This window comes from Rhodococcus sp. 06-156-4 (genome assembly GCF_002259345.1).
In the GTDB taxonomy this organism is placed as follows: Bacteria; Actinomycetota; Actinomycetes; order Mycobacteriales; family Mycobacteriaceae; genus Rhodococcoides; species Rhodococcoides fascians_E.
In genome coordinates this window covers 85,074-111,025 of sequence record NZ_NPGB01000036.1, presented here as the reverse complement: position 1 = coordinate 111,025, position 25,952 = coordinate 85,074, and the positions used below count along the sequence as shown (strand labels likewise).

Below are 25,952 nucleotides of genomic sequence, written 5' to 3'. Positions count from 1 at the left end.
TCAGGACTGTGGAGCGCACTCCAAGGGGTGCGAGTCCGGGTACGTGGGATCCAACGCGCGACTGATCATGTAGAACACATCCGGATCACGCGTCAGACCCATGTGCGACGCCGTGTTGCCGGGGCAGATGTCCTGGACCCACTCGTTCTTCACCTGGCCGGTACCGCCGTCGTTCAGGAAGGTTCGCTCCGGAGGCGTCACGACCTCGTCCTTGCGGGTTGCGATTACGGTGTACTCGACACCGGGCATGACTTCGCTACCGGCGTTGAGCTTCTTCAACAAGGGCGAACCGATGAGCTGTTGTGTGCCCGCGATTCCGAACACCAGTTGCGACGTCAGATCGCGGGGAAGCCCGAACGATGCCGCGAGGAGGTACAGCTGCTGCAGCCCGTTGAAGCTGGTTCCGTGGTTGGTGGCGCCGAGAGTGATGACCTGGTTCACCTTGCTGCGCGACGCGTCGGATGCATCGGCACCACCGTTGAACTTGAGGTACTGCCGCGAGACCGTGCCTCCCTGCGAATGTCCGACGAGATCGACCTGGGAAGCGCCGGTGCTCGACAGGACCAAGTCGACGAATTGGCCGAGCTCGCTCGCTGACTGCTCGATGTCGTCGATTCCCCAGACGAGGCGACTGTGGTCCCACATCACCGGCATCGCGCCGTAGTTGAGAGCGAACACGCAGTAGCCCTGACCAGCGAGCTCGGGCGAAAGTTTCGGCCAGCTCTCCTGCATGTCGGTGTCGGTTCCGTGGACCAGGATGACCGGGCGAGGATGCGCTTCGGAGGGCTTGCACGAGAAGTCGTTCGCGCCTTCGGGAGGCGTACCCATGCGCTCCAGGGACAACGGCTCCGGTTCGACTCCCGGCTGCGCGGACGCAGTCGGTGCGCCGATCACAGCAGCGAGTCCGACCAGGGCACACATTGAAACGAGTGCACGTAGTGACCGCGTCGTGAAGAAAGCTCGGCCGCGTCGTACGCATGCGTTCAACTGCTTGCTCCTTGTTGGTTGGTCCACTGCGGTTCGTCCATCCCCTGCAGTTTGCTTCAGGTCGCTTCGACCAGTTCTGTGTCCAGCAGAAGCGCGTCCGATGCCGTCATCGGAGAGAGCGACAATTGTCGCCCGTCGGATCGGCACATCTACCCAGCATTACGAGACATGCGGGTAAATGCAAATGGCTACCAGCCGAAAGTGTGATATTTCAAGCCTCCACGCACCTCACCGGCATGCGCGGCAACCGCTCGTGCCCATTGGCCGCGTGAAACTTTGGTGACGAATGAGGGAACCAGAGGATTTCCCAGTATCAGTAGCGTCCACCAGTAAGCGACCCGCCGAACGCTGACCGGAGGGCAGCCTCGGGCGCGGTATTCGCCCTGCAGCCTCGCGAATCCGTACCCCAGCTTGTAGGACTGCCGAAGCAATGGCCGCAACTCTTCGCGCAGCCTGTAGGCGACCTCGGCCACCGGTAGGAATCCGAAGGTGTACCCGGCCAATTGTGCTCGCCAGCAGAACTCGACGTCCTCGCTGGCGTGATAGGAGGTGTCCATCCCTCCCAGGTCACGCCACACGCCCGTCCAGGCCCCCATGCTGGCGCCGATGGCGTGAGGCAGAAATGTGGTCCGTCCCTGCCGCTCGGCGGGCATGGACGGCGTCCAGGACATTGCCTTCGCGGTGTTGATCCCCGCGGTCTCCACAGCCGTTCCGACGACGTCGAAATCCTGCGCGAAGCCGACAAGTGAACTGATCCAGTTCTCGTGGACTATGTCGTCCGCATCACAGAAGGCGAGAAATTCGCCCGACGCGTGCCGTGCGCCGCAGTTTCGGGCAAACGACACACCTGCCTGCTCGGAAGCGTCGATGTACTGAATTTTCATACGAGTATTGAGCGAATGGTCGGATATGTGGCGCCTCAGTAAATCGCCGACTCCGTTGTCGGCTACTACGACTTCGAATTCCCCCGAATAATTTTGCTGTGCCAATCCGTCGAGTTGTTCGTCGAGTTGGCTGATAATTCCATTCATCGGAATTACGACGGAAACAGTCGGGCGAACAGTTCGGTGCGCGTCGATTGTCATATCGACAGCATAAAAGAAAACTGCTCAGGCGGAACTGGACGCCTGACGGTAACCGCGGATAGCCGGGTAGAGGAACACGATCACCAGACCGAAGGACCACGCGAGAGTCTGCAGGACGGGCGTCAGTGTTGGTCCGCCCAGAGCGAAGGCACGCATCGCATCCACCGCACACGACATGGGCTGCGCTGCAACCACAGGCTGCAGCCAAGTCGGGTACGCCGCCACCGGCACGAACCCGGAGTTGAAGAAGAGCAGCAGAGTGCACAGAATCGAGACCAACTCGACCAGCGGCGCGTCTCGTGACACGGTGGCCAGAAACGTCACCAGGACCGCGAACCCGATCCCGAACGCGATGGGTAGAAGCACGAGGCCCAGTCCGGCCAGCAAGCCCTGGTTGAGCCGGAATCCGAGCGCGAACCCCATGGCGATGATCACCAGCGTGGTCACGAACACACGCACGGCCTCGGCCATCATCCGACCCACCAATCCGGCTGCACGGTGGGTGGGCAGAGTCCAGAAACGCGGCAGCAACCCGTTCATGCGTTCTTGCTTGAGGCCCACTGCACTGACGATGGAGCCGAACATTGCGCCGATGAGCACGATGAGAGGCACCTGGCCGTACACGGCGGGCTGCCCGGTGGCCATCGAAATCGAGTCCCCGAGTACCACTCGGAACATCAGAAGCATCAATGCCGGGTAGAGCATGGCCTGAATCATGGTCGTAGGGTCTCTCGACCAACGCTTGAGCAAGCGAGTGCACTGGATGGTGCTGTGGACGAACAGAGCACGTGCCGACGACTCCGGCAGCATCGTCGTGGGCTCCGGAAACCCGAACGTCTCACGGGTAGCGGCGCGCGGCTGAATGTCGGTCATGATCAGTCTCTCCGTCGCAGGCTCGCCCACAGGGCAAGTGGAACGAGCACAAGGGTAAGGCCGACGATCCAGAGAACGGCGGGGAGCACGACCGACAGCTGGACCGTCCCGTCGGCCATGTCCCTCATCGCTGCCGCGAACTGTGAAATCGGCTGATTACGCACGAACGGGCGAATCCACTCGGGAAAGCCGGACTCCGGAACGAACCCTGTCGACGCCATACCCAGGATCAACTGCGGCAACGTCAGCGCCTGACTGGTGGCTTCCGGGCTCTTCGAGAGAGTTCCGATCGCATCGGCGCCGAAGGACAGCACGGTACTGATTGCCAGCGCCATGGCGCCGAACATGACGGCCTGGTCGAACCCCGCGCTGAATCGAAACCCGATGACGTGCCCGTAGATCAGAGCGGCAGTCAGAGTCACCGTCGACCGGAGGAACGCACTCGTCATTCGTGCCATGAGAGGAGCGCCGATGACGACCGGCATGGTCTTCAGGCGGGTGGACAGACCCGTCAGGGTCTCCGTCGAGGCTCGCTGCGCCGAGGAAATCGCAGTGAACGCCATTGCCTGCAGAACGATGATCGGCATGAGGAACTGCGCGTAGTCGATCCCCTGGAACTGCATGACGAACTTCAGCGGCAGGAAGAAGCCCAGCGTGAAGATCAGGGGTGCGAGGACTGCGATGAACAGCTCACCTTTGCGGACCATGGTTCGGACTGTGCGCGCGGTGAGGACTTTCCACTGCACGAACCCCGAGGGCTCGAAACGAGCCTTGGCACGGGTGCGGCCGGTCGGCGTTGCCGAGGTCGAGGCAGCAGCCACCGTCGAGTCTCGAGAAGTCGTGGTCACTGCGTGGCGGCGGTGTTGGAGTGGCCGGTCAGGGAGAGAAAGACGTCGTCCAGAGACGGCCGGCGCAGTGCGATGTCTGCCAAGGGAATGCCTGCATGGTCGATTCGACGAAGAACCTCGGACAAAGTGGCAGCACCGTCCGGAGCAGGGATGGAGATGCGGTCTGCGCCGGGCGCGAGTTCCCGTGCCACGACGCCGGGCACCAATTCGCCCAGAATCCTCACAACCTCCGGCAGGCGATTCGGATCGACCGGGACAACTTCACAGAAGTTGCCTCCCGTCATCGCCTTGAGCTGATCCGACGTTCCCTCCGCGATCACCGTTCCCTTGTCGATGACGATGATGTTGTCGCTCAGAACGTCGGCTTCCTCCAGGTACTGCGTGGTGAGCAGCACGGTGATGCCCTGCGCTTTGAGTGCCTCGACCAGTGACCAGACGCCCTGACGGCTGCGCGGATCCAGCCCCGTCGTCGGTTCGTCGAGAAACACGACCTCCGGACGAACGACCAGACCACATGCGATGTCGATGCGGCGGCGCATTCCACCGGAGTATCCGCGCACCGGTCGTTTGCCGGTGTCCGCCAGGTCGAATTCCTCGAGCAACGCGTGGGCGCGGGCCTTCGACGCCTTCTTGTCCAGGCCCATCAGTCGACCGAACAGCTCGATGTTCTCCCGTCCGGACAGAGTGTCGTCGAGGGCGGCGTACTGGCCCGTCATCATGATGGACCTGCGGACCGCAGGTGCATCGGTCACGACGTCGTGGCCCGCGACGAGTGCCCTGCCGGTGTCCGGTTTGATCAGTGTCGCCAGAACTTTGACCGTGGTCGTCTTACCAGCGCCGTTGGGGCCGAGTATTCCGAGAACGGTCCCCTTGGGAGCCGAGAAGCTGATGCCTCGGAGGGCGTGCACGTCGTCGAAAGATTTGTGGACGTCTTCGACCAGTACAGCTACGTCCTCGGGAAAGGGCATCGATACTCCGTGCGGTCGGTGGTGCAGTCGGATTCTTCGGAAGGCGAGATTCGGTGAGCGCGTACCCGTCAGTTCAATCCAGGCACCGGACCGAAATGTTACCTGCCGGGAAAGATGGCGATTTCACATCGCTCACGACCACTCGATTCCTATTTCGTCCTCGACGTCCAGTTCGCGGCACAGTGATCGAATGCCGCTGTAGTCCTGGACGAGGTGATCCCGGCTCCCGTCGTCGACGATGTCTCGAAGCATTGTCTCGAAGCCGTCGACCTTCTCGGCTCGAAGAATAGCTTCCCACGTCGAGAAGTCCGTGCCCGAGAACGCTCTCATGCCCTGGGCGAGGCCGTCGAGGAACACTCTCCGATCGCCGTCGTCCAGTGTGCCGAAGACGATCTTGGCCATCTCGTCGGCGATCGAGGCATGGCAGTACTCGTCGCGATTGTGGAGCTTCACCGTTGCGCGATTCACCGGTTGGATGATGTCGTCGTCCTCGATCAAGTCCAGGTAGGAGGTTATCGAGATCTCCGCGACAGTCGTGTACGCGAGGGCGCTCAATGCAGCAGCTCCGGAGTTCGCCGCACCGAGCTGCGCGGCGCGTTGAGCACGGACTGTCGCGCTGAACGGGAGTTGTCGCTCGGGCATCGCCCATCCGCGCTGACGACGGGTGAGCGCGCTCGCGTTCAGATGCATGAGGGTGTGGTACTGCTCGTCGACCATCGCCTGCGTGACAGCGATCGCGAGGACGTCACCCATTCCGGTGTCGAACACGTCCTGGGCAAGGAGTGAGAAGCCCGGATTGACCACGTGCTGTTCCACGTCCATGACGTTCTTGTTGAACGCGATCCAGCCCCAGGCCCGGATCCGTTTCCGCTTCTCGTCCGGCAGCGAGAGGTACACGTCGTGTTCCGCAAACGGGATCAGAGCTTCCGGGAAGTCGTGCTTGGCATGATCGAACAGGTCGTCCAGATCGGGTTCGGGCTTCTTGACCGTGGCCCGATTGGCCCAGTTGCCGGCCAGCCTCGACACGATCGCGCTCTCCACTGGATCATCCGGGTCGAACTCGGGCAGTGATGGATTGTCGATCATGACCGGTTCTCCTCACGTCCTTGTTCTCGCACGATACCGAAGAGTGCAGCGCAGAGAGCCGCGTATCCGGCGGGATCGGGTAGGCCCGACTCGGCGCGATCGAGGAACTTCTCGAAGTCAGGCACTACGCCGTCCTCGACGACCGAATTCAACTCGGACATCGCCGACGCCAGCGCGGACCGCGCGGTCACCGCATGGGGGTTTCCGGATTGCACATCCCAGTAGACCTCCGGTTCACCGCCCGTCACCCGAGCCAGTAATGCCAAGGCGGTACGAGCAGGGGGAGGGGCGAGAGCGTGCACGAGCGCCGGGTCGACGTCGAGCGAGGCGAGAGCAGATCCGAACGCCAGCACAGCAGCGTGGGTCAGAGCCTGCGTTGCGGCAGCCACCCGGTCGTGCTCGTCGGCGTTCACTCGCACGATCAGCCCGCCCCACGTTTCGAGACGAGCAAGAAATTCGCCGACGCGGGGGCCGTCCCGGTGGACGACCGCCGCGACAGGGCGTCCGTCCATCCCGAGGGACGGAGCGAACATCGGATTGATACCGAGCACGGAGGCCTGCGTCCACCGAGCCTCGACCGAGGAGGCGAATCGGGACTTCACCGACAGTGTTTCGACCAGCAGTATGTCCCGGCCGGAATTCGGTACCTGCGCGGCAAGAGCTACCGATTCCGGGACCGCCAGGACGACGACGGTCGTCGACGCCAACAACTCGCGGAGAGTGTCGTCCGGATCGACGATGTTGCCCTGCACATGGTCACAGCCGTGCTGCGGATCGCCGGTTGCGTCGACATCCACGGTGACGACGGACAGCCCGTCGGAGACGAGGAGCCCGGCCAGAAGGGTGCCGACGGCTCCACGGCCACCGACCACGACAGCGTCATACGACTTCATTCGTCGAGTATCACCGCTGTCGGCTCGCGGCGGAGATCCAGATGGTGATGTTCGCGTGGACGACCTCGACTCCGGCGCTGTCGCGAATCGACACGGGCACGACGACGTCCGAACCCTCCGTGACGGTTGCCCAATCGGGTGAATCGAGCAGGGCTACCGCGGTCAGTGATGTGGTGGCCTTGGTCAGATAGCGCACCGTCATCTCCTTCGGGATCCAGCGATGCGTCGGTGGCACCGTCGCTTCGGCGAGCATGCCCATGGCCACCTCGGCGAGATTGCACGCGGCGATCGCGTGAAATGTGCCCAAGTGGTTCCTGATTCCCCACCACTTCGGGGCAGTCACCTCGCAACGACCTGGCTCGAGGGACTTCACGCGGGGGAGGACGGATCCGAAGTACGGGACCCTGAGACACATGCCGATCGAGAAGATCGTCTGCCCGACGACGTTGTCGGGGAGCTTCTTCCACAGGCCGTAGGTAGTACTGGTGGCGGTCATACTCGCATCTTACTGCCGAGTAAGGTGCGAGCGGCGAATGCGCATAGGGAGGGATTTGTGCTCCGGCGCGGTCTACGGCATACTGGTCGGGTTGCCTGGACACGGGACGCGCTTTCGTGCGGCCTGCGCCAGGTAAGAGCAGAACAGGACCAGCACTCCGCGTGAGTGCGTTCGGTTTGCCGGCTCGGAGATGAAGGAACGCCTCGCGCACCCGGTCATCGAAGAAGAGCAAGCGGAAAGAAGTGTCAGTAGAAATACGACACGCCCGACCGCGTGGACCGGAGAACCATGACAGATGAACAGCGGCAACGGATCGGGTCTTTCCTGATCGCCAACGTTCGGTTCGTCGTGTGAGCACGAGGGCAGTTCGAGTCTCTTCGGTTTTCGCCGAGCGGCTCGGGGACTGTGCAGACGAGGTGGAGCAGGCCACAAGGCCGGCTTCACGACAAGCGGCAAGAAAAGGACACTAAGCGTGGCGGGACAAAAGATCCGCATCAGGCTCAAGGCCTACGACCACGAGGCGATCGACGCGTCAGCGCGCAAGATCGTCGAGACGGTCACCCGTACGGGTGCCCGCGTCGTCGGACCGGTGCCGTTGCCGACCGAAAAGAACGTGTACTGCGTCATCCGTTCGCCCCATAAGTACAAGGATTCGCGCGAACACTTCGAGATGCGTACTCACAAGCGGCTCATTGACATCCTCGACCCGACGCCGAAGACGGTCGACGCGCTCATGCGCATCGATCTGCCTGCCAGTGTCGACGTCAACATCCAGTGAGCGCGGAGACAACGATGACTGATAACAAGAATCGGCCTGCCACAGGCATTCTGGGCACCAAGCTCGGAATGACTCAGGTCTTCGACGAGAACAACCGCGTCGTTCCCGTGACCGTGATCAAGGCCGGACCCAACGTGGTCACCCAGATCCGCACGCAGGAGCGCGACGGCTACAGCGCCGTCCAGGTCGCCTTCGGCGCGATCGATCCCCGCAAGGTGAACAAGCCGACCACCGGCCAGTTCGAGAAGGCAGGCGTCACGCCTCGCCGCCATGTCGTGGAGATCCGCGTCGCCGACGCCTCGCAGTTCGAGGTCGGCCAGGAGCTCACCGCTGCAGTGTTCGAGGACGGCGCTTTCGTCGACGTCACCGGCACCAGCAAGGGCAAGGGCTTCGCAGGCACCATGAAGCGCCACGGATTCAAGGGCCAGGGCGCAAGCCACGGCGCCCAGGCCGTGCACCGTCGTCCGGGATCCATCGGCGGTTGCGCCACTCCCGGTCGCGTCTTCAAGGGAATGCGTATGTCCGGCCGCATGGGTGGCGACCGCGTTACCACGCAGAACCTCTCGGTCCACAAGGTGGACAGCGAGAACGGTCTGCTCTTGATCAAGGGAGCAATCCCGGGCCGTCGCGGCAATGTCGTGATCGTCAAGTCTGCATTGAAGGGTGGTGCTCGGGCATGACCAGCCTCGAGAAGAAGACCAACCTGACGCTCGACGTCAAGGAAGCCGGCGGCAAGACCAACGGCACCGTCGATCTCCCCGCCGAGATCTTCGATGCGCCTGCCAACATCGCGCTTCTGCACCAGGTCGTCGTGGCTCAGCTCGCTGCTGCTCGTCAGGGAACTCACTCCACGAAGACTCGTGGCGAGGTTCGCGGTGGCGGCAAGAAGCCGTACCGGCAGAAGGGCACCGGCCGGGCTCGTCAGGGCTCGACTCGCGCTCCCCAGTTCGTCGGCGGAGGCACGGTCCACGGACCGCAGCCGCGCGACTACAGCCAGCGCACCCCGAAGAAGATGAAGGCAGCTGCACTGCGCGGCGCCCTCTCCGATCGGGTTCGCAGCGAGCGTCTGCACGTGATCACCGAACTGGTTGCCGGACAGACTCCGTCGACCAAGGTCGCGAAGTCCTTCCTCGGTGAGATCTCCGATCGCAAGAAGCTTCTTCTTGTTGTCGGCCGCGAGGACGTTGCAGCGTGGAAGAGCGTTCAGAACCTGGACGGCGTGCACCCCATCGCACCCGATCAGCTCAACACGTACGACGTGCTCGAAGCCGATGACGTCGTCTTCAGCGTGGAAGCGCTGAACACGTTCATCGCAGGGCCTGCGAAGAACGAGGAGGGAAGCAAGTGACCACCATCGCCGATCCCCGCGACATCCTGCTTGCACCGGTCATCTCCGAGAAGTCCTACGGACTGATCGAGGAAGGCACCTACACCTTCCTGGTGCACCCGGATTCGAACAAGACGCAGATCAAGATTGCCGTCGAGAAGATCTTCGACGTCACCGTGACCAGCGTCAACACGCAGAACCGTCAGGGCAAGCGCAAGCGGACCCGCACCGGTTACGGCAAGCGCAAGGACACCAAGCGCGCGCTCGTGACGCTCTCCGCCGACAGCAAGCCCATCGAGATCTTCGGAGGTCCGGTCGCGTAAGCGACTGGGACTCTTCGGATATAAGGACGAGAAGACTCATGGCAATCCGTAAGTACAAGCCGACCACTCCGGGCCGCCGCGGCGCCAGTGTCTCCGATTTCGCGGAGATCACTCGCAGCACGCCCGAGAAGTCGCTGATTCGCCCCCTGCACGGTCGCGGTGGACGTAACGCACACGGTCGTATCACCACCCGGCACAAGGGTGGCGGTCACAAGCGTGCATACCGTCTGATCGATTTCCGTCGCAACGACAAGGACGGCGTGCCGGCCAAGGTCGCTCACATCGAGTACGACCCCAACCGCACCGCCAACATCGCACTGCTGCATTACGCAGACGGCGAGAAGCGCTACATCGTCGCCCCCAAGGGCATCGCTCAGGGTTCGCCCATCGAGCAGGGTGCAGGCGCCGACATCAAGCCGGGCAACAACCTGCCGCTGCGCAACATCCCGACGGGTACGACCGTGCACGCGGTCGAGCTTCGTCCGGGCGGCGGCGCGAAGATGGCACGTTCGGCCGGCGCGAGCATCCAGCTCCTCGGTAAGGAAGGCCCCTACGCGACGCTGCGTATGCCGTCCGGCGAGATCCGTCGCGTCGATGTGCGCTGCCGCGCAACCGTCGGCGAGGTCGGCAACGCCGAGCAGTCGAACATCAACTGGGGTAAAGCCGGCCGTATGCGTTGGAAGGGCAAGCGCCCGACCGTTCGTGGTGTCGTGATGAACCCGGTCGACCACCCGCACGGTGGTGGCGAGGGCAAGACCTCCGGTGGACGCCACCCGGTCAGCCCCTGGGGACAGCCTGAAGGCCGTACCCGCAAGAACAAGGCGAGCGACAAGCTGATCGTCCGTCGTCGTCGTACCGGCAAGAACAAGCGCTAGGAGGGAGTTCAGAATGCCACGCAGCCTGAAGAAAGGCCCGTTCGTAGACGATCACCTCCTCGCGAAGGTTGACGTCCAGAACGACAAGGGAACCAAGCAGGTCATCAAGACCTGGTCCCGTCGATCGACAATTCTCCCCGACTTCATCGGTCACACCTTCGCCGTCCACGACGGTCGCAAGCACGTGCCGGTGTTCGTGTCCGACTCGATGGTCGGCCACAAGCTCGGAGAGTTCGCACCGACCCGCACGTTCAAGGGTCACATCAAGGACGACCGGAAGGCGAAGAGGCGATGAGCAACACCGAAACCGCCAACCCGACTGCCAAGGCCGTCGCGAAGCACGTCAGCGTCACGCCCATGAAGGCTCGTCGCGTCGTGGATCTGGTTCGCGGGCGCTCCGTCGAGGACGCGCTCAACATCCTGAAGTTCGCGCCGCAGGCAGCCAGCGAGCCGGTCGCCAAGGTGATCGCCTCCGCAGCGGCCAACGCAGAGAACAACCTGGATCTCGACCCCAGCACGCTGATCGTCGCGACCGCGTTCGTCGACGAGGGCAAGACGGGCAAGCGTTTCCAGCCGCGCGCTCAGGGTCGTGCTTTCCGGATCCGCAAGCGCACCAGCCACATCACGGTGATCGTCGAGAGCCTGCCCAAGACCGGCGGAACAAGTCGTAACCGTCGTAAGGGCCAGGCGTCCAAGGAAGGGGCTCAGTAGTGGGTCAGAAAATCAACCCGCACGGCTTCCGCTTGGGTATCACCACTGACTGGAAGTCGCGCTGGTACGCAGACAAGCAGTACTCGGAGTACGTCAAGGAAGACGTCGCCATCCGCAAGCTCCTCGCCACCGGCATGGAGCGCGCAGGTATCGCGAAGGTCGAGATCGAGCGCACCCGTGACCGTGTTCGCGTGGACATCCACACGGCACGTCCGGGCATCGTCATCGGTCGTCGTGGCGCCGAGGCCGACCGCATCCGCGGAGCTCTCGAGAAGCTGACCGGCAAGCAGGTCCAGCTGAACATCCTCGAGGTCAAGAACGCCGAGTCCGAGGCTCAGCTCGTGGCCCAGGGTGTAGCAGAGCAGCTCAGCAACCGCGTCGCTTTCCGTCGTGCAATGCGTAAGGCCATCCAGTCGGCCATGCGTCAGCCGAACGTCAAGGGCATCCGTGTCCAGTGCTCCGGCCGTCTCGGCGGCGCCGAGATGTCTCGCTCGGAGTTCTACCGCGAAGGCCGTGTGCCCCTGCACACCCTCCGTGCGGACATCGACTACGGCTTGTACGAGGCAAAGACCACCTTCGGCCGTATCGGCGTGAAGGTCTGGATCTACAAGGGCGACATCGTCGGTGGCCGTCGTGAACTGGCCGCTGCTGCACCTGCTGCAGGCAACGATCGCCCGCGCCGTGAGCGTCCCTCGCGTCCGCGTCGTTCCGGTGCTTCGGGCACCACCGCGACGAGCACCGAGGCAGGCCGTGCGGCATCCGCAGAGGCTCCGGCCTCGACCGAGCCGAATCAGGAGGGCTGACGATGTTGATCCCACGCCGGGTCAAGCACCGGAAGCAGCACCACCCGAAGCGATCGGGTGCGTCCAAGGGCGGCAACCACGTGACGTTCGGTGACTACGGCATCCAGGCTCTCGAGCCCGCCTACATCACCAACCGTCAGATCGAGGCCTCCCGTATCGCGATCACCCGCCACATCAAGCGTGGCGGCAAGGTCTGGATCAACATCTTCCCGGACCGTCCGCTCACCAAGAAGCCTGCCGAGACCCGAATGGGTTCCGGTAAGGGTTCGCCCGAGTGGTGGGTCGCGAACGTCAAGCCGGGTCGCGTGCTCTTCGAGCTCTCGTTCCCCGACGAGGCCGTCGCACGTCAGGCCCTGACGCGCGCAATCCACAAGCTGCCGATGAAGGCACGCATCATCACCAGGGAGGAGCAGTTCTGATGGCTACCGGAACCCCAGCCGCAGAGCTCCGCGAGCTCACCGGTGAAGAGCTGGTCACCAAGCTGCGTGAGTCGAAGGAAGAGCTGTTCAACCTTCGCTTCCAGATGGCTACCGGCCAGCTGGACAACAACCGTCGACTGCGCACCGTTCGTCACGAGATCGCGCGCATCTACACCGTCCTGCGTGAGCGTGAGCTCGGTCTGGCCACAGGTCCTGCCGACGACACTGCAGGTGACGCGGCATGAGCGAGGAAAAGACTGTGACTGAAGGACGCAACAACCGCAAGACCCGCATCGGATACGTCGTATCCGACAAGATGGAGAAGACGATCGTGGTCGAGCTGGAAGACAGGGTCAAGCACCCTCTCTACAGCAAGGTCATCCGTCGGACCACCAAGGTCAAGGCACATGACGAGAAGGGCGACGCCGGAGTAGGCGATCGCGTTCAGCTCATGGAGACCCGCCCGCTGTCCGCCACGAAGCACTGGCGACTGGTCGAGGTCCTCGAAAAAGCCAAGTAAGCATTCACTGCTGCGAAAAGCCCACTTCCTCTCGGAAGTGGGCTTTTTCGTGTTTCGCTGCCTCGGACTCCGCATCAGCCCCGCGCGATGAGCAGAACCTCTTCTTCGGTCGGCGGACTCTTCGGGTGGTATGTCAGGCAGAGGGGAGTGGCGGTGCGACGGAACTCCGTCCCTTCGATCGCGGCGTAGAACTGCCCTGCGGGCAGGCGCCCGACATCGGGAACATGTCCTCCCTTCACCCGCGCCATCTCCTTGGCGGCCTCCACGTGGGACGGGCTGTTGAGCAACCCGTAGAACTGGGTCGACGCGTTGCCGGCTATGCGGTTGTGCAGCCCCTTCGGAGACTGAGTGGCGTACACGAGCCCCAATCCGTACTTCCGCGCCTGCGACGCGAGGGCCAAGGTGCTCTGCGTTGCCGGGGTCGATCGATCCGATGGCGCGAAGTTCTGAGCCTCGTCCATGACGAACAACCCGCCCAGGGGTCGATCGCCTGCCGGATTTTTCTTGATCCACGCGAACAGCCCCATTTGAAGCTGGTTGACGAAGCTGTGCTTTTGTTCGTCGGTCGTCAAACCCGAGAGGTTGATGACCGAGACCCGAGCCTTCTTGCCGTCGGCTGGTGTCAGTAACACTGCCGGGTCGATCGGCGTTCCCGAGCCCGCGAACATCGGATCGTTGGCCGACGCAGCCTTCAGGTTCTCCGCGAGGCCTGCGGCGATGCGCACCGCGTCGCGCATCTCGCTCGCGTCCTCGGGAAACTCTTCGAGCAGGTCGATGAAGTCCCCGAGTGTGCCTCCTCGAGAACGCCTTCCGAAACCGTCCAGCGCTTGGCGCAGTACGGCTCGTCCGTGCCTCGCCTTCTGTGAGGAACCCATGACCCCCGCGGCGGGTTCGAGCGCAGCCAGCGCAGACTCGACGGAGGCATCGAATTCGTCCGCGTCACCGACAACGCTGGCGAAGTCGGGGAGCGGCTGAAAACTCAACGGGCGACCCGCTGACTTGCGAGGCGTCCACACCACGATGTCGGTGTTGCGTAGGTAGGCGTCGGCCTTGTTCTCGTCACCGGGCGGCCAGGTTCGTTCATCCGAGGGCCAGGGCGTACCGAGCCGGGCCAAGTCGTTGTTCACGTCGAGAACGATTGCCGAGACACCCTGCAGGGCACATTCTTCGATCAGTCTCCGTATCAGCACCGTTTTTCCCGATCCGGAGCCGGCGAAGATCGCGGTGTGCTTGCGTAGCGCTTCGAGTGGGACCGTGACGTCGGCATTGGTACTGGTTTCCTGGCCGATGACGATCTTGTTCGGTTCGGTTGCAGAGCGGTCTCGAGGAGGAACAGCGTCGGCCGCCGCTGTATCGACAACGGCCGTTCCGTTTCCGTCAGCGGCGGCGGGCGGTGCGATCAGTGCAGTCTCGTCGTCGACGACACTCACTTCGGGGAGAACCGTCCGGAACAGATCTATGGAGTGCGCCGGTTTCCGGGCGAGGAGCCACGACGTCAGGGCAGGCGCGTTTTCCGCAAGCAGGACGCCCAACGCGGTCAGCGCACGTCGATCGTCGTCGCCGAGTCGAACTTCGACTCCACCGGCGCGTCGGAGCGCAGCGATGGTTTGCGCGGTTTTCGCCCCGGACGGCCACGGCTCGTTACGAATCAGGATCAGCCGTCTCCGCGGCATGTCGATGTGAAGTCCTGCCGTGGTGACGGCGCGTTCGACGCGAGCGAGTGCAGCCCGAGCGTTGGGAGACGTGACGGCGCGGAAGCACCAGTGCTCCTCGTCGTCGGTGTCGGTGTCGACGGTATGACGAAGGCGAGCGTGCAGGGCGGGCTTGCCACTGGGCGGAGGATCCTGAGCGAGACTGTCGTCGGAGCTCTGATGTTCGTGAATCCACGCGGTCAAACCGGAGGTCAGCAGGGCGGGTACGACTGAATCTTCGCTGTCGGGCGACAACGGCACGGACACGTCGGCGTTGTTCACCAGGTCCGCATAGTGCTCGTCGAGAGCCAGGAGCTCACTCGCAGGAGCGACCAACGTGGTTGCCGTCGCCCCGCTCCGGTCCGCAAAGCTGGTCAGTTCCGACGCCGTGGCTGTGTCGAGGCAGTGGCGAATGTGCCGATCCACCGCGATCAGAAGTTGGCGCGGCGTGAAGTCCGGGGCCTGTTCGAATGCCTCGGGAGCGACCGGCCACGTCGGATGAGGAGGCGCGAAGCCCGCCTCGTCGAAGCACGCCGCGAGACGTCGGCCCAGAAGCAGACGGCCGACCTCCGACGACGGAATCGGCTTGAGCGGTTGCATGACCCGGAAGCGATCCTGCACCGGCGCCACGCCGCGCGCCGCGATCAGCTCCCACGCACTGGACAGCGCCGACAAGATCGACGCCGTTCGAGGCAGGGTCTCGCGTAGGGACATCAGGCCGTGAGCGAGGTGCTCGACGACCTTGTCCTCCTGTGCTTCGGCGAATGCCTGATCGGTTCCGGTCCTGGCCTGCGCAACGAGCGTGTCGATCTGGTCGATCGCCAACACCGTGGGTCCGGTGATCGCAAGCAAACGCGAGATGTTCTCCGCAATACCCTGGTGGCCGAGCTCGGCCCGGCGAATACCCCACTCGGAGAATTCTTCGGGATCGACGTCGTCGATGGACTGCAGGTACGCATCGCCCAGATCCTGGACGGACGAGTCGGGTGCGATGGACAACACGAGCGCTCGCAGCGTGTGCTGCGAAGTACGACGATGCCGAGGATGCGCCTTGTACAACGCAGTCACGAACGCGTTCAACGTATCTGCGTCGATCATCGACTCGCCCATGACCTTGCTGCGCTCTGAATCGGCCAGTCCGGCGATGGCGGTCAATCGCCTCAACAGAAGTGCGAGCTGGCTGTCCGACCCATCGCCCGACGGCCGCATCAGGTCGTCCAACATGCCCATGAGCGTCGACCGCCAGAATGCTGCGGCGTCGAGGAGCCGGATGAGGAAGAAATACCCGCCCTTCGCCTGAACTTCCTCCCGCACCTGACCGAGGAGATGAGTCTTACCGGAGCCGGCAGGACCGCGAACCACGACGCCGAGCGGGCTGGCATCGTCCGAGTGCTCGGCATCGTCGTAGGCACGCATGACTTCGGCGAACACCCGCTCGTGCATGCCAGGGACATGAACGTTGGACTGCGATCGCCAGACATCGTCCGGTGTGGGCGCCCAGCTCAGCCTGACCGACTCGAGCGCTCGGATCTGTTGGTCGGCGGTCACAGCTCGATCTCGATCAGGTGATTGCGCTGGTTGCCGACGACGACGGCTGCGGCGTGATCTTCTGCGGTCAACGTTTTCTGATTCTCCTCGGGAATGAGCGATACATCGGGGGCTCGGCGAAGCCGCGCCAGGGCCGCGTCGAGCGCGTCTCGGGGGATGTCGGACAGCTCCGGTCGAAGGCGCGACAAGCGGACCGCGGTGCCAGGTTCCCTGACCAGCCGCGCATACACCTCCCGGATCCGTGTTTCGACCTCGTGATCCGTCGGTGCGTCGCTCGCCGTCGTCGACGCAGCCGCGGCACGAGGCGAGAAGATCTCGGCGGGCCGGGTGTCGGATTCGTCGAACCAGCGACGCAGGCCTGCGAGAACGGTGAAGAGTGCCTTTCCCGGCCCCGACGAACGAGCGGGAGGCGCAGTGCCCATCAGATCAGCACACGCCTTCCAACCCTTGTCGGTCAACTCGAGCGTCATCGACCTCCCGGCACGGCCCACTTCGATGAGGCCCGACTTCGTCAACTTGTCGCGAGAGGCCTTCTTCAGCTCGGGCCCGAGATTGTTCAGCTGTGGATTGGGTACCGCGGTGGCTTCGGCCATGAGAACGAGGAGTACGGCTGCCTCGGTGCCAGTCAGGTCGGCGGTGCTCATCGGTCAATTCCCTCTCGATCGTCGTGCTGTCACTACTCGGCGGATGGCCGCCACCACTTGTTGTGGGTCGGATACGACATGAGCATTGGTGAAACGCAACACGACGTAACCGTGAGTCTGAAGTTGATTGTCGCGCAAGCGGTCCTGCGAGAATCGAACTGCCGCACGGTGTTCGTCACCATCGATCTCGACCACGACCTTTTCGGCACGCCAGAGTACGTCGACGGTGAACGGTTGCGACAGATCGGAGAGTTTGACCGAACGATTGTGTTCGCGACCTGTAGCCCAGTCGGAGGCGTCGAGCATCCGGTACAGCGTCGTCTCGGGCACGCTGCCCGGGTGCGGGCTTCCTTCGACTGGGGGATAGCCGAGCGGCCGGATTCGATCCACGACGGTGGACACGGTGTCCGAGACCGCGGGCGCCGCCACTCGAACGGTGGGGAATCGGTCGACGGTGTGTGAGCCGGTGCCCGTGAGCCAGACCCCGAGTCGTCCGTGTGCGCACAGCCATTCGGCGGCGGTGGCGACCTCGGTGGGGTCGTGAGAGTCCGTCACGTCGACCACCAAGGCGCATGCATCACGACCATGGGCGGCAGCGATGATTCCTGCCGCTCCCTCGGCCCGTGTCTCGATCGGAAACGCGAGCGGCCGCGGTGGACTCCCGACGACGGCGGCGTCGGCGAGAGCTGCCAGGTACGGTCCGAAATGTGGCCCCGACGCAGCGACTCTGCGTGCAGCGAGTCGCGCGGCGTGCCGGTCGAGGAGCGACGAACCCGAACTCGAGCCTGCGTCGGGAAGCCAAAGCGACGTCAGTTGTACCGCAGCCGATTCCAGCGCGTCGACTACCTCGCCGACGATCGAGGGCGCGGAGGAAACACGGACGGACGACAACGAATAGAACGTCACCGCAGGCGCGGGCGGCGGAAGCGGATCCACCGACTCTGCGAGGCTCCGGTACGTCGAGCCGTGGAGCCGAGTGACCCTGTCCAGCGGTAGAGTCCGCCACCAGTCAGTGTCGTTGTCGCGCGCTGCAGCCGGCAATTCGATCAAGCACGACCCCCTGGTGCTTCGGACTTTTTCCCCACTCCGTGAACCGTACCGAGATATCGGTTTCGGTGCCCACCGCCACCGGTCACCGACCGAGCAGACCACCCAACGCCCCGCCGACCCCCGCCTGCTCTCCGCTTCCGCCGCCACCGATCAAACCGCCCGGAGGCTGTTCCGACGGTTGAACCACGACGAAACCCTGGCCGCCGAACTCCAGGGTGAACCGCTCGCCGGTGCTGCGCCCGATCAATGTCCCGAGCCCGAAAGAATCGTTCTTCTTCACACGGGTGGACAAGCTCGACGACCAGGCAACCGCGGCTTGCGGGTCCGCGAAAGTGGGCTGATCCACCTGGAGAACCACCGGCACACCGTCGGTCGTGATCGCTATCCGCCCACGCCCGGTGAACACACAGTTGAAGAAGCCGGCGTTACCGCCGGACGCAGCACCTTGAACGCGTTTGACGTCGTAGGTCAGGCTGGATTCGAACGCCAGCACGTTGGCGCCGTTGATCGTGAGGCCGTCGGTACCGTCGAGGTCGATCAGATGGACGTCCTGAGCCGCGTTGGCGAGAAACAGATCCCCGCGGCCCGAGACTTTCATCAGTGGTACGCCCTCTCCGGACAGCGCCTGCTTCAGCGCACGGCCGAGCCCGCCGGATCCTTTGGCCTCGAACTGAAGATCGCCTTGGTAGGCAACCATCGAACCAGCCCTGGCCATGATCTCGCCGTTCATGCCGACGCGACACATCTTGCTGCCTTGCTTCTGGATACCCGCCCCTGGCACTTCCGCGTGGGCGGGTGCGAACAATTCGCTTCTCATGGGGAGGTGTCCTCCTGATGTCGGGGTCGGGGTCGGTGTCGGAACTGTGATCGGGGCGGGACTCGGGGGGTCGGGCGGCGCGCTGTCGTCGTCGATGGTGATCCCGAACGCGGTCGCGACACCGGCCAAGCCGTCGGTAAAGCCTTGCCCGACGGCACGGATCTTCCAGGCGTCACCGCGTCGGTAGATCTCGAGGCACACGAGTGCATTCTCGGCGCCCAATGCGTCGGCCGGGTACGTGACGACGGTGGTCCCGGTGGAGTCGACGACACTTGTCTCGACGGGCCCGGAGGCAGCAAACGTCGGTGCACCGGTGCCGTCGAGCGAGGCAGTGATGGCCACTGTGTCGACACCTGCGGGAATTCGTTCGGGTTCGACGGTGATCCGGTGCCCGCTCGGGTCCCGGTGGTACTGCACTCCGGGGCCGGAAGGCTGGTTGTAGAAGATCAGGTCGTCGTCCGAGCGCACTCTTCCGCCAGCGCCGAGCAGCAGTGCCGATACGTCGACTGTCGCTGAAGTTCGGAGCGTGACAGTCAACGTCCCAGGGGGAGCGGGGCAATTCTCCCCGCGGGCGAGGGTCTTCACGTGTTCCAGTGTGCACGACGTGCGGCGCGGCCCACAGGCGCAGGCCGCCACGCGTCGGGTTACCCGGAGACGTAGTGGATGCGTACGTGTCGACCAGCCACGATTTGGATTCGATCCGGTGCGTCCCCTACACTTGACCGGTTGCCTGTGGCAGCGGTGTGTCTTCGTGCGCCCGCTCCGCGGTAGCCGACCGCGCGTGTCGGGACGGAAATCCGGCACGTATGCACATCCAGGTCTAGGAGAAGTTTGTGATTCAGCAGGAGTCGCGAGTACGCGTTGCTGATAACACGGGCGCGAAGGAAATCCTTTGCATCCGCGTTCTCGGTGGCTCGTCACGTCGCTACGCCGGAATCGGCGACATCATCGTAGCTACGGTGAAGGACGCCATCCCCGGTGGAAACATCAAGAAGGGCGAGGTCGTCAAGGCCGTCATCGTCCGCACCGTCAAGGAGCGTCGTCGCCCGGACGGTTCCTACATCCGTTTCGACGAGAACGCTGCCGTGCTGATCAAGCCGGACAACGACCCTCGCGGAACCCGCATCTTCGGCCCGGTCGGCCGCGAGCTGCGTGAGAAGAAGTTCATGAAGATCGTCTCGCTCGCCCCGGAGGTGCTGTAAATGAAGGTGCACAAGGGCGACACCGTTCTCGTGATCGCCGGCAAGGACAAGGGCGCCAAGGGCAAGGTCATTCAGGCTTACCCCGCTGACTCCAAGGTCCTCGTCGAGGGCGTGAACCGGATCAAGAAGCACACCGCGGTTTCCGCGAACCAGCGTGGCGCATCCTCGGGCGGAATCGTCACGCAGGAAGCCCCGATCCACGTATCGAACGTTGCAGTCATCGACTCGGACGGAAACCCAACTCGCGTGGGCTACCGGACCGACGAAGAGACCGGCAAGCGCGTTCGTGTTTCCCGGAAGAACGGGAAGGACATCTGAGATGACTACCACTGAGAACACGCAGCCCCGGCTGAAGGCGCGCTACCGCGCCGAGATCAAGGACGCCCTGAACACCGAGTTCGCATACGACAACGTCATGCAGATCCCCGGTGTCGTCAAGGTCGTCGTCAACATGGGTGTCGGCGACGCCGCCCGTGACGCGAAGCTGATCAACGGTGCAGTTGCCGACCTGGCAGCGATCACCGGCCAGAAGCCGGAGATCCGCAAGGCCCGCAAGTCCATCGCACAGTTCAAGCTTCGCGAAGGAATGCCCATCGGTGCCCGCGTCACGCTTCGCGGCGACCGCATGTGGGAGTTCCTGGACCGCCTGACTTCCATTGCCCTTCCCCGAATCAGGGACTTCCGCGGCCTGAGCGGCACGCAGTTCGACGGCAACGGCAACTACACGTTCGGCCTCAACGAGCAGTCGATGTTCCACGAGATCGACGTGGACAAGATCGATCGTCCGCGCGGCATGGACATCACCGTGGTGACCACCGCAACCAACAACGAAGAAGGCCGCGCGCTGCTCAAGCACCTCGGCTTCCCGTTCAAGGAGAACTGAGTCCATGGCGAAGAAGGCATTGGTCAACAAGGCCAACAAGAAGCCGAAGTTCGCAGTGCGTGGTTACACGCGTTGCAACCGCTGCGGCCGTCCCCACTCCGTGTTCCGCAAGTTCGGCCTGTGCCGTATCTGCGTTCGCGAAATGGCGCACCGCGGAGAACTCCCCGGCGTTCACAAGAGCTCCTGGTGACCTCCAGGCCCTGAAACGGCGATGTCTCAGGGCCTCGCGTAGTTACCACGCTGACGCATCACGCTGACGGGCGTGGGTTCCGACAGGAACCCACGCCCGTTTTTCGTGTGCGCCCTCTACCTGCACTATCGACCTCGATCGAACCGGCTGCAACGGGTGGACGTTTCGAGTATCCAGACCACGCCTGCAGGTCTATCGTGAACCGAACCGACGCTTTCGGAGGTTCGCCATGGCAACACTGAAGCACGACGAAGCGCAAGAAAAAGGCGAACTGAAACGCGTCCTCGGGCCAGGGCTACTGCTTCTGTTCATCGTCGGCGACATCCTCGGTGCAGGTGTGTACGCCGTCACGGGCGACATGATCTCCAACGTCGGTGGTATCGCGTGGGTACCGTTCGTGCTCGCATTCGTCGTCGCGACTCTGACGGCCTTTTCCTACCTGGAATTGGTGACGAAATACCCGCAGGCTGCGGGCGCGGCTCTGTACACCCACAAAGCTTTCGGAATTCATTTCGCGACATTCATCGTGGCTTTCGCCGTCATCTGTTCCGGCATCACCAGCGCGGCGACGTCGTCGAACGTCGTGGCCGGTAATTTGCTCGCCGGGCTACACGAAACATTCAGCACCACAGACGGACTCGGTTGGTTCGACATACCAACAGGCTCGACGGCTCAGCTCGTCGTCGCGCTGCTGTTCATGGGCTTTCTCGCAGCGATCAACCTCAGGGGCGTCGGAGAATCCGTGAAATTCAACGTTGTCCTGACCGGAATCGAAATGGCTGCGTTGGCAATCGTCATCGTGATCGGATTCGTCGCGGTGGGCCGGGGGAGTGCCGAGGGCGATATCGCCAACCTCGTGGTGTTCGAGGACCAGAACGAGAAAGGCATGTTTCTCGCGGTGACGGTCGCCACGACGATCGCGTTCTTCGCCATGGTCGGTTTCGAGGATTCCGTGAACATGGTCGAGGAGACGAAAGAGCCGCAGAAGATCTTCCCGAAGATGATGTTGTCCGGTCTCGGCATCGCCTGCCTGATCTACGTGCTGGTCGTCGTCGCGGTCATCGCCGTTCTACCGCTGAACTACGACTCGGGAAGCGAAGGAATTCTGTTGCACGTCGTGCGCGTCGGTGCACCGAGTCTCCCCATCGACGAGATATTCCCCTACATGACGGTGTTCGCCGTGGCCAACACTGCACTCATCAACATGCTGATGGCCAGCAGATGCATTTACGGTCTCGCCCAGCAGCGAGTCCTGCCGACGGCACTCGGAGCAGTACTTCCGAAACGTCGATCGCCCTGGACCGCAATCCTTTTCACGACTGTTCTTGCGGTGGTGCTGATCGTCGTGGTCAATCGGCTGTCCGGCAATTCGGTGGTCAGCGCCCTGTCGGGAACCACCGGCTTGTTGCTGCTCGGAGTGTTCGCCGTGGTCAACGTCGCCTGCCTGGTGTTGAAGCAACGGGCGGACAAGACCTTCTTCCGAGCGCCGTTCTGGGTACCGGTCGCCGGAGCAGTGCTGTGCCTGTTCCTGGTGGGCCCGTGGGCTCGAACCGATGCACAGATGATTCAGTACAAGATCGCCGGTGCCATGCTGCTGCTCGGCGTCGTCCTGTGGGCGGTCACCTACGTCGTCAACCGAGCGACGGGGCAGGGTGCGCCGCGTATCGACGTCGACAGGCTGGATCAGGACTGAGGGCGAACGATTTGGAGTTTGCCCACCGGTTGCCTACACTAGTGCGGTTGCCCGGGCTTCGTCGTGCCTGCACACGAGTCCTTGCAATACAGACGCAACCTCGAGTTCTCCGCACGCGGCATCACCACGCGGAAGCTCGAAACACCTGGCAGTGCAGAGATGCATTGCTTGGAGCGCAACCCCTGACCGGCAACAGTCGGTCAGGACATGTTCACTTCGTTGTAGGCCCACGATGTGACGAGCCAGGCCCGGGTTGTTCGCCAACCCAGGGGGCACCAGTTCGCACGTGTTGCATGGGAACCGCTGCGAGAAAGGTGCACAGGTCACACCATGACGATGACCGATCCAATTGCAGACTTCTTGACCCGTCTGCGCAACGCCAACTCGGCGTACCACGACCAGGTGAAGCTTCCCCACTCGAAGCTGAAGGCGAACATCGCCGACATCCTGAAGCGTGAGGGCTACATCGCTGATTTCCGCACCGAAGACGCCGAGGTCGGCAAGACCCTCATCGTCGATCTGAAGTACGGGCCCAGCCGTGAGCGCAGCCTCGCGGGCGTGCGTCGTATCTCGAAGCCTGGTCTTCGCGTATACGCAAAATCCACCAATCTGCCCAAGGTTCTCGGCGGCCTGGGCGTGGCGATCATCTCCACGTCCACCGGTCTGCTCACAGAACGTCAGGCGGCCAAGCAGGGTGTGGGCGGAGAAGTCCTCGCCTACGTCTGGTAGGGGAGGCCACCACCATGTCACGTATTGGAAAATTGCCGGTCGCGGTCCCCGCGGGCGTCGACATCACGATCGACGGCCAGAACGTCGCGGTCAAGGGCCCCAAGGGTGCCCTGAGCCTGACGATCGCCGAGCCCATCCAGATCGCACGTGCGGATGACGGCAGCATCGCCGTGACCCGCCCCGACGACGAGCGTCGTAGCCGTGCATTGCACGGTCTCTCGCGCACCCTGGTCGCGAACCTCATCACCGGTGTCACCAACGGTTACACCACCAAGATGGAGATTCACGGCGTCGGTTACCGAACGGTGCTGAAGGGCAAGGATCTCGAATTCGCGCTCGGGTACAGCCACCCTGTGCTGATCGAGGCGCCGGAAGGCATCACCTTCACGGTCGAGTCGCCCACGCGTTTCACCATCACCGGTATCGACAAGCAGGCAGTCGGCCAGATCGCTGCCAACATTCGTCGTCTGCGGCGTCCGGACCCGTACAAGGGCAAGGGCATCCGCTACGAGGGTGAAGTTATCCGCCGCAAGGTCGGAAAGACGGGTAAGTGATATGAGCCAGCAAACAGCAGACAAGGCGAAGGTCGACCGCACGCCTCGCGGCACGGACATCTCGACGAAGCGTCGCCTCTCGAAGGCGCGTCGCCACTTCCGTCTCCGCAAGAAGATCTCCGGAACGCCCGAGCGTCCTCGCTTGGTCGTCAACCGCTCTTCGCGCCACATCCACGTTCAGCTCGTCGACGATCTGGCAGGCCACACCCTGGCTTCCGCATCGACGATCGAAGCCGACGTGCGTGCGCTCGACGGAGACAAGAAGGCGCAGAGCGCAAAGGTCGGCGAGCTCATCGCCAGCCGCGCCAAGGCAGCTGGAATCGACGCGGTCGTCTTCGACCGTGGCGGCAACAGCTACAGCGGCCGCATCGCGGCTCTGGCCGATGCCGCTCGTGAAGGCGGGTTGGCATTCTGATGATGACTGCAACTGACAACGGAAGGACAGCCTGATGCCGGGACGTCAACGGCGTGACGGCGGAAATGGCCCCGCCGGACAGAACAGTGGACCCAACAGTGGTGGCGACAACCGCGGTGACAACCGTGGTGGACGCGACCGCCGTGACAACTCGCGTGGCGGAAACGCTGCCGAGAAGTCGAACTTCATCGAGCGCGTAGTCGCGATCAACCGCGTCTCCAAGGTCGTCAAGGGTGGTCGTCGCTTCAGCTTCACCGCCCTCGTCATCGTCGGAGACGGCAACGGCTTGGTCGGCGTCGGCTACGGCAAGGCCAAGGAAGTTCCCGCAGCCATCCAGAAGGGAGTCGAAGAGGCCCGCAAGAGCTTCTTCCGCGTACCGATGATCGGCGGCACCATCACGCACCCCGTCCAGGGTGAAGCAGCAGCAGGCGTCGTCATGCTCCGCCCGGCCAGCGCCGGTACCGGTGTCATCGCCGGTGGTGCTGTTCGCGCCGTGCTGGAGTGCGCAGGCATCCACGACGTGCTGTCGAAGTCGCTCGGTAGCGACAACGCCATCAACGTCGTTCACGCCACCGTCGCAGCCCTCAAGGATCTGCAGCGTCCCGAGGAAGTCGCGGCTCGCCGTGGACTCACCCTCGAAGAGGTTGCACCTGCCGGAATGCTGCGTGCGCGTGCACAGGCAGGAGCGGTGAAGTAATGGCACAGCTGAAGGTCACTCAGATCAAGAGCACCATCGGCCAGAAGTCGAACCAGCGGGACAGTCTGCGGACCCTCGGACTCAAAGGCATCCGCCAGTCCGTCGTCCGCGAGGACACCCCGCAGACTCGCGGACTGGTCAACGTGGTGCGCCACCTCGTAACAGTTGAGGAGGTCTAACCATGACCATCAAACTGCACCACCTGCGCCCCGCACCCGGATCCAAGTCGGCGAAGATTCGCGTCGGCCGCGGTGAAGGTGGCAAGCGCGGCAAGACCGCAGGTCGCGGTACCAAGGGAACCGGCGCACGCAAGAACGTGCCGGCACGCTTCGAGGGTGGTCAGATGCCCCTTCACATGCGTCTCCCGAAGCTCAAGGGCTTCACCAACCCGAACCGTGTCGAGTTCCAGGTCGTGAACCTTCGCGACATCGAGCGCCTGTTCCCCGAGGGTGGCCAGATCAGCATCGCTGACCTGATTGCCAAGGGCGCAGTCCGCAAGAACGAGCCCGTCAAGGTTCTGGGCGACGGCAAGCTGACCGTGAAGGTCGACATCTCCGTCAACAAGTTCACCGGTTCCGCCAAGGAAAAGATCGCCGCTGCCGGCGGTTCTGCAACCGAGGTATAGCCGCGAACTCGACTCCGGTCGAGTGAGCACACAGTGTGACGATGGCCGCAGCGGCAACCCCTTTCGAGGGCAACGCTGCGGCCATCGCTGCAGTGCAGTAGTTCGCCCGCCGACCGGTCGGGTGGTGCGCGGACTGTCCGTCCGGCGGTTCGTCGCGCACTGTTAGAGTTCTAGAGTTACGTGAACATGCGTTTCATGCGGACGACCCGTGTCGTGCGCAAT

34 protein-coding genes are annotated in these 25,952 nt (G+C 63.3%); 22 read left to right on the top strand and 12 right to left on the bottom strand.

Features of this window, described 5'->3' with window-relative positions; all coding sequences use genetic code 11:
• The 8 genes from CH290_RS25460 to CH290_RS25425 all read right to left on the bottom strand — a co-directional run bounded on the left by CH290_RS25460 (position 1) and on the right by CH290_RS25425 (position 7,236).
• Complete coding sequence (locus CH290_RS25460) at positions 1-921, bottom strand: lipase family alpha/beta hydrolase (protein WP_020111169.1); 921 nt, start codon at positions 919-921, stop codon at positions 1-3.
• Between the two features lie 254 nt (positions 922-1,175).
• Positions 1,176-2,072 carry a glycosyltransferase family 2 protein gene (locus CH290_RS25455; protein ID WP_020111167.1) on the bottom strand — a complete coding sequence of 299 codons (897 nt, stop codon included), beginning with the start codon at positions 2,070-2,072 and terminating at the stop codon, positions 1,176-1,178.
• Between the two features lie 24 nt (positions 2,073-2,096).
• Positions 2,097-2,945, bottom strand: a complete 849-nt coding sequence (locus tag CH290_RS25450) for an ABC transporter permease (protein WP_027498700.1) — start codon at positions 2,943-2,945, stop codon at positions 2,097-2,099.
• A gap of 2 nt (positions 2,946-2,947) precedes the next feature.
• Positions 2,948-3,766: an ABC transporter permease gene (locus CH290_RS25445; protein WP_020111165.1), complete on the bottom strand. Its 819-nt coding sequence runs from the start codon at positions 3,764-3,766 to the stop codon at positions 2,948-2,950.
• Positions 3,767-3,789: 23 nt separating this feature from the next.
• Positions 3,790-4,761, bottom strand: a complete 972-nt coding sequence (locus tag CH290_RS25440; RefSeq protein ID WP_033189893.1) for a daunorubicin resistance protein DrrA family ABC transporter ATP-binding protein — start codon at positions 4,759-4,761, stop codon at positions 3,790-3,792.
• A 132-nt stretch (positions 4,762-4,893) separates the two neighbouring features.
• Positions 4,894-5,847, bottom strand: coding sequence for an AurF N-oxygenase family protein (locus CH290_RS25435; RefSeq protein ID WP_020111163.1), 954 nt, complete (start codon positions 5,845-5,847; stop codon positions 4,894-4,896).
• Positions 5,844-6,740: a prephenate dehydrogenase dimerization domain-containing protein gene (locus CH290_RS25430; RefSeq protein WP_033189894.1), complete on the bottom strand. Its 897-nt coding sequence runs from the start codon at positions 6,738-6,740 to the stop codon at positions 5,844-5,846. Before CH290_RS25430 ends, CH290_RS25435 begins: the two co-directional genes overlap by 4 nt.
• Before the next feature lie 10 nt (positions 6,741-6,750).
• Entirely contained in the window at positions 6,751-7,236 is a 486-nt protein-coding gene (locus CH290_RS25425; RefSeq protein ID WP_020111161.1) for a hotdog fold domain-containing protein, read from the bottom strand.
• A gap of 472 nt (positions 7,237-7,708) precedes the next feature.
• On the opposite strand from CH290_RS25425, the gene rpsJ reads away from it, so the two are divergent.
• The 11 genes from rpsJ to rpsQ are packed head-to-tail and all read left to right on the top strand — an operon-like array spanning position 7,709 to position 12,992.
• Positions 7,709-8,014, top strand: a complete 306-nt coding sequence (rpsJ, locus tag CH290_RS25420) for a 30S ribosomal protein S10 (RefSeq protein WP_003938093.1) — start codon at positions 7,709-7,711, stop codon at positions 8,012-8,014.
• A gap of 14 nt (positions 8,015-8,028) precedes the next feature.
• Complete coding sequence (gene rplC, locus CH290_RS25415; RefSeq protein ID WP_026347512.1) at positions 8,029-8,694, top strand: 50S ribosomal protein L3; 666 nt, start codon at positions 8,029-8,031, stop codon at positions 8,692-8,694.
• Positions 8,691-9,362: a 50S ribosomal protein L4 gene (gene rplD / locus CH290_RS25410; RefSeq protein ID WP_019663545.1), complete on the top strand. Its 672-nt coding sequence runs from the start codon at positions 8,691-8,693 to the stop codon at positions 9,360-9,362. Before rplC ends, rplD begins: the two co-directional genes overlap by 4 nt.
• Positions 9,359-9,664 (top strand): 50S ribosomal protein L23, encoded by a 306-nt coding sequence (rplW, locus tag CH290_RS25405; protein ID WP_019663546.1) that lies wholly within the window; start codon positions 9,359-9,361, stop codon positions 9,662-9,664. Before rplD ends, rplW begins: the two co-directional genes overlap by 4 nt.
• 38 nt (positions 9,665-9,702) lie before the next feature.
• Positions 9,703-10,539, top strand: coding sequence for a 50S ribosomal protein L2 (rplB, locus tag CH290_RS25400; protein WP_019663547.1), 837 nt, complete (start codon positions 9,703-9,705; stop codon positions 10,537-10,539).
• Positions 10,540-10,552: 13 nt separating this feature from the next.
• The gene (gene rpsS, locus CH290_RS25395) at positions 10,553-10,834 is read left to right on the top strand and encodes a 30S ribosomal protein S19 (RefSeq protein ID WP_008718309.1); all 282 of its coding nucleotides are present in this window, start codon (positions 10,553-10,555) and stop codon (positions 10,832-10,834) included.
• Positions 10,831-11,250: a 50S ribosomal protein L22 gene (gene rplV, locus CH290_RS25390; protein ID WP_019663548.1), complete on the top strand. Its 420-nt coding sequence runs from the start codon at positions 10,831-10,833 to the stop codon at positions 11,248-11,250. Before rpsS ends, rplV begins: the two co-directional genes overlap by 4 nt.
• Positions 11,250-12,053 carry a 30S ribosomal protein S3 gene (gene rpsC, locus CH290_RS25385; RefSeq protein ID WP_019663549.1) on the top strand — a complete coding sequence of 268 codons (804 nt, stop codon included), beginning with the start codon at positions 11,250-11,252 and terminating at the stop codon, positions 12,051-12,053. Before rplV ends, rpsC begins: the two co-directional genes overlap by 1 nt.
• A gap of 2 nt (positions 12,054-12,055) precedes the next feature.
• Entirely contained in the window at positions 12,056-12,472 is a 417-nt protein-coding gene (gene rplP, locus CH290_RS25380) for a 50S ribosomal protein L16 (RefSeq protein ID WP_019663550.1), read from the top strand.
• Positions 12,472-12,717, top strand: coding sequence for a 50S ribosomal protein L29 (gene rpmC, locus CH290_RS25375; protein ID WP_019663551.1), 246 nt, complete (start codon positions 12,472-12,474; stop codon positions 12,715-12,717). The genes rplP and rpmC overlap by 1 nt, the downstream gene beginning before the upstream one ends.
• Complete coding sequence (rpsQ, locus tag CH290_RS25370; protein WP_019663552.1) at positions 12,714-12,992, top strand: 30S ribosomal protein S17; 279 nt, start codon at positions 12,714-12,716, stop codon at positions 12,990-12,992. The genes rpmC and rpsQ overlap by 4 nt, the downstream gene beginning before the upstream one ends.
• A 74-nt stretch (positions 12,993-13,066) precedes the next feature.
• Here rpsQ and CH290_RS25365 read toward each other — a convergent pair whose 3' ends face one another.
• The 4 genes from CH290_RS25365 to CH290_RS25350 all read right to left on the bottom strand — a co-directional run bounded on the left by CH290_RS25365 (position 13,067) and on the right by CH290_RS25350 (position 19,327).
• Positions 13,067-16,231: a helicase HerA domain-containing protein gene (locus tag CH290_RS25365; protein ID WP_033189895.1), complete on the bottom strand. Its 3,165-nt coding sequence runs from the start codon at positions 16,229-16,231 to the stop codon at positions 13,067-13,069.
• The gene (locus CH290_RS25360; protein WP_020111159.1) at positions 16,228-16,875 is read right to left on the bottom strand and encodes a hypothetical protein; all 648 of its coding nucleotides are present in this window, start codon (positions 16,873-16,875) and stop codon (positions 16,228-16,230) included. Before CH290_RS25360 ends, CH290_RS25365 begins: the two co-directional genes overlap by 4 nt.
• Positions 16,876-16,878: 3 nt before the next feature.
• Complete coding sequence (locus tag CH290_RS25355) at positions 16,879-17,925, bottom strand: endonuclease domain-containing protein (RefSeq protein ID WP_019663555.1); 1,047 nt, start codon at positions 17,923-17,925, stop codon at positions 16,879-16,881.
• A gap of 82 nt (positions 17,926-18,007) precedes the next feature.
• Positions 18,008-19,327 (bottom strand): AIM24 family protein, encoded by a 1,320-nt coding sequence (locus CH290_RS25350; protein WP_033189896.1) that lies wholly within the window; start codon positions 19,325-19,327, stop codon positions 18,008-18,010.
• A 248-nt stretch (positions 19,328-19,575) separates the two neighbouring features.
• Between CH290_RS25350 and rplN the strand changes: the two genes are divergently transcribed.
• The 11 genes from rplN to rplO all read left to right on the top strand — a co-directional run bounded on the left by rplN (position 19,576) and on the right by rplO (position 25,730).
• Complete coding sequence (gene rplN, locus CH290_RS25345; protein WP_008718280.1) at positions 19,576-19,944, top strand: 50S ribosomal protein L14; 369 nt, start codon at positions 19,576-19,578, stop codon at positions 19,942-19,944.
• Complete coding sequence (rplX, locus tag CH290_RS25340; RefSeq protein WP_019663557.1) at positions 19,945-20,262, top strand: 50S ribosomal protein L24; 318 nt, start codon at positions 19,945-19,947, stop codon at positions 20,260-20,262. It begins immediately after the preceding gene.
• A gap of 1 nt (position 20,263) precedes the next feature.
• Positions 20,264-20,827 carry a 50S ribosomal protein L5 gene (gene rplE, locus CH290_RS25335; protein WP_019663558.1) on the top strand — a complete coding sequence of 188 codons (564 nt, stop codon included), beginning with the start codon at positions 20,264-20,266 and terminating at the stop codon, positions 20,825-20,827.
• Positions 20,828-20,831: 4 nt separating this feature from the next.
• Positions 20,832-21,017, top strand: coding sequence for a type Z 30S ribosomal protein S14 (locus CH290_RS25330; protein WP_019663559.1), 186 nt, complete (start codon positions 20,832-20,834; stop codon positions 21,015-21,017).
• Positions 21,018-21,246: 229 nt separating this feature from the next.
• Complete coding sequence (locus tag CH290_RS25325) at positions 21,247-22,710, top strand: APC family permease (RefSeq protein WP_033189897.1); 1,464 nt, start codon at positions 21,247-21,249, stop codon at positions 22,708-22,710.
• A gap of 330 nt (positions 22,711-23,040) precedes the next feature.
• Positions 23,041-23,439 (top strand): 30S ribosomal protein S8, encoded by a 399-nt coding sequence (rpsH, locus tag CH290_RS25320; RefSeq protein WP_019663561.1) that lies wholly within the window; start codon positions 23,041-23,043, stop codon positions 23,437-23,439.
• A 14-nt stretch (positions 23,440-23,453) separates the two neighbouring features.
• A complete protein-coding gene (gene rplF / locus CH290_RS25315; protein WP_026347514.1) occupies positions 23,454-23,993 on the top strand; it encodes a 50S ribosomal protein L6 in 540 nt (179 codons plus the stop codon).
• A gap of 1 nt (position 23,994) precedes the next feature.
• Positions 23,995-24,408 (top strand): 50S ribosomal protein L18, encoded by a 414-nt coding sequence (rplR, locus tag CH290_RS25310; protein ID WP_020111156.1) that lies wholly within the window; start codon positions 23,995-23,997, stop codon positions 24,406-24,408.
• Between the two features lie 34 nt (positions 24,409-24,442).
• Positions 24,443-25,105, top strand: coding sequence for a 30S ribosomal protein S5 (gene rpsE, locus CH290_RS25305; RefSeq protein WP_019663564.1), 663 nt, complete (start codon positions 24,443-24,445; stop codon positions 25,103-25,105).
• Positions 25,105-25,284, top strand: a complete 180-nt coding sequence (rpmD, locus tag CH290_RS25300) for a 50S ribosomal protein L30 (protein WP_019663565.1) — start codon at positions 25,105-25,107, stop codon at positions 25,282-25,284. The genes rpsE and rpmD overlap by 1 nt, the downstream gene beginning before the upstream one ends.
• A gap of 2 nt (positions 25,285-25,286) precedes the next feature.
• Entirely contained in the window at positions 25,287-25,730 is a 444-nt protein-coding gene (gene rplO, locus CH290_RS25295) for a 50S ribosomal protein L15 (RefSeq protein WP_019663566.1), read from the top strand.
• The last annotated feature ends 222 nt before the right edge of the window (positions 25,731-25,952 follow it).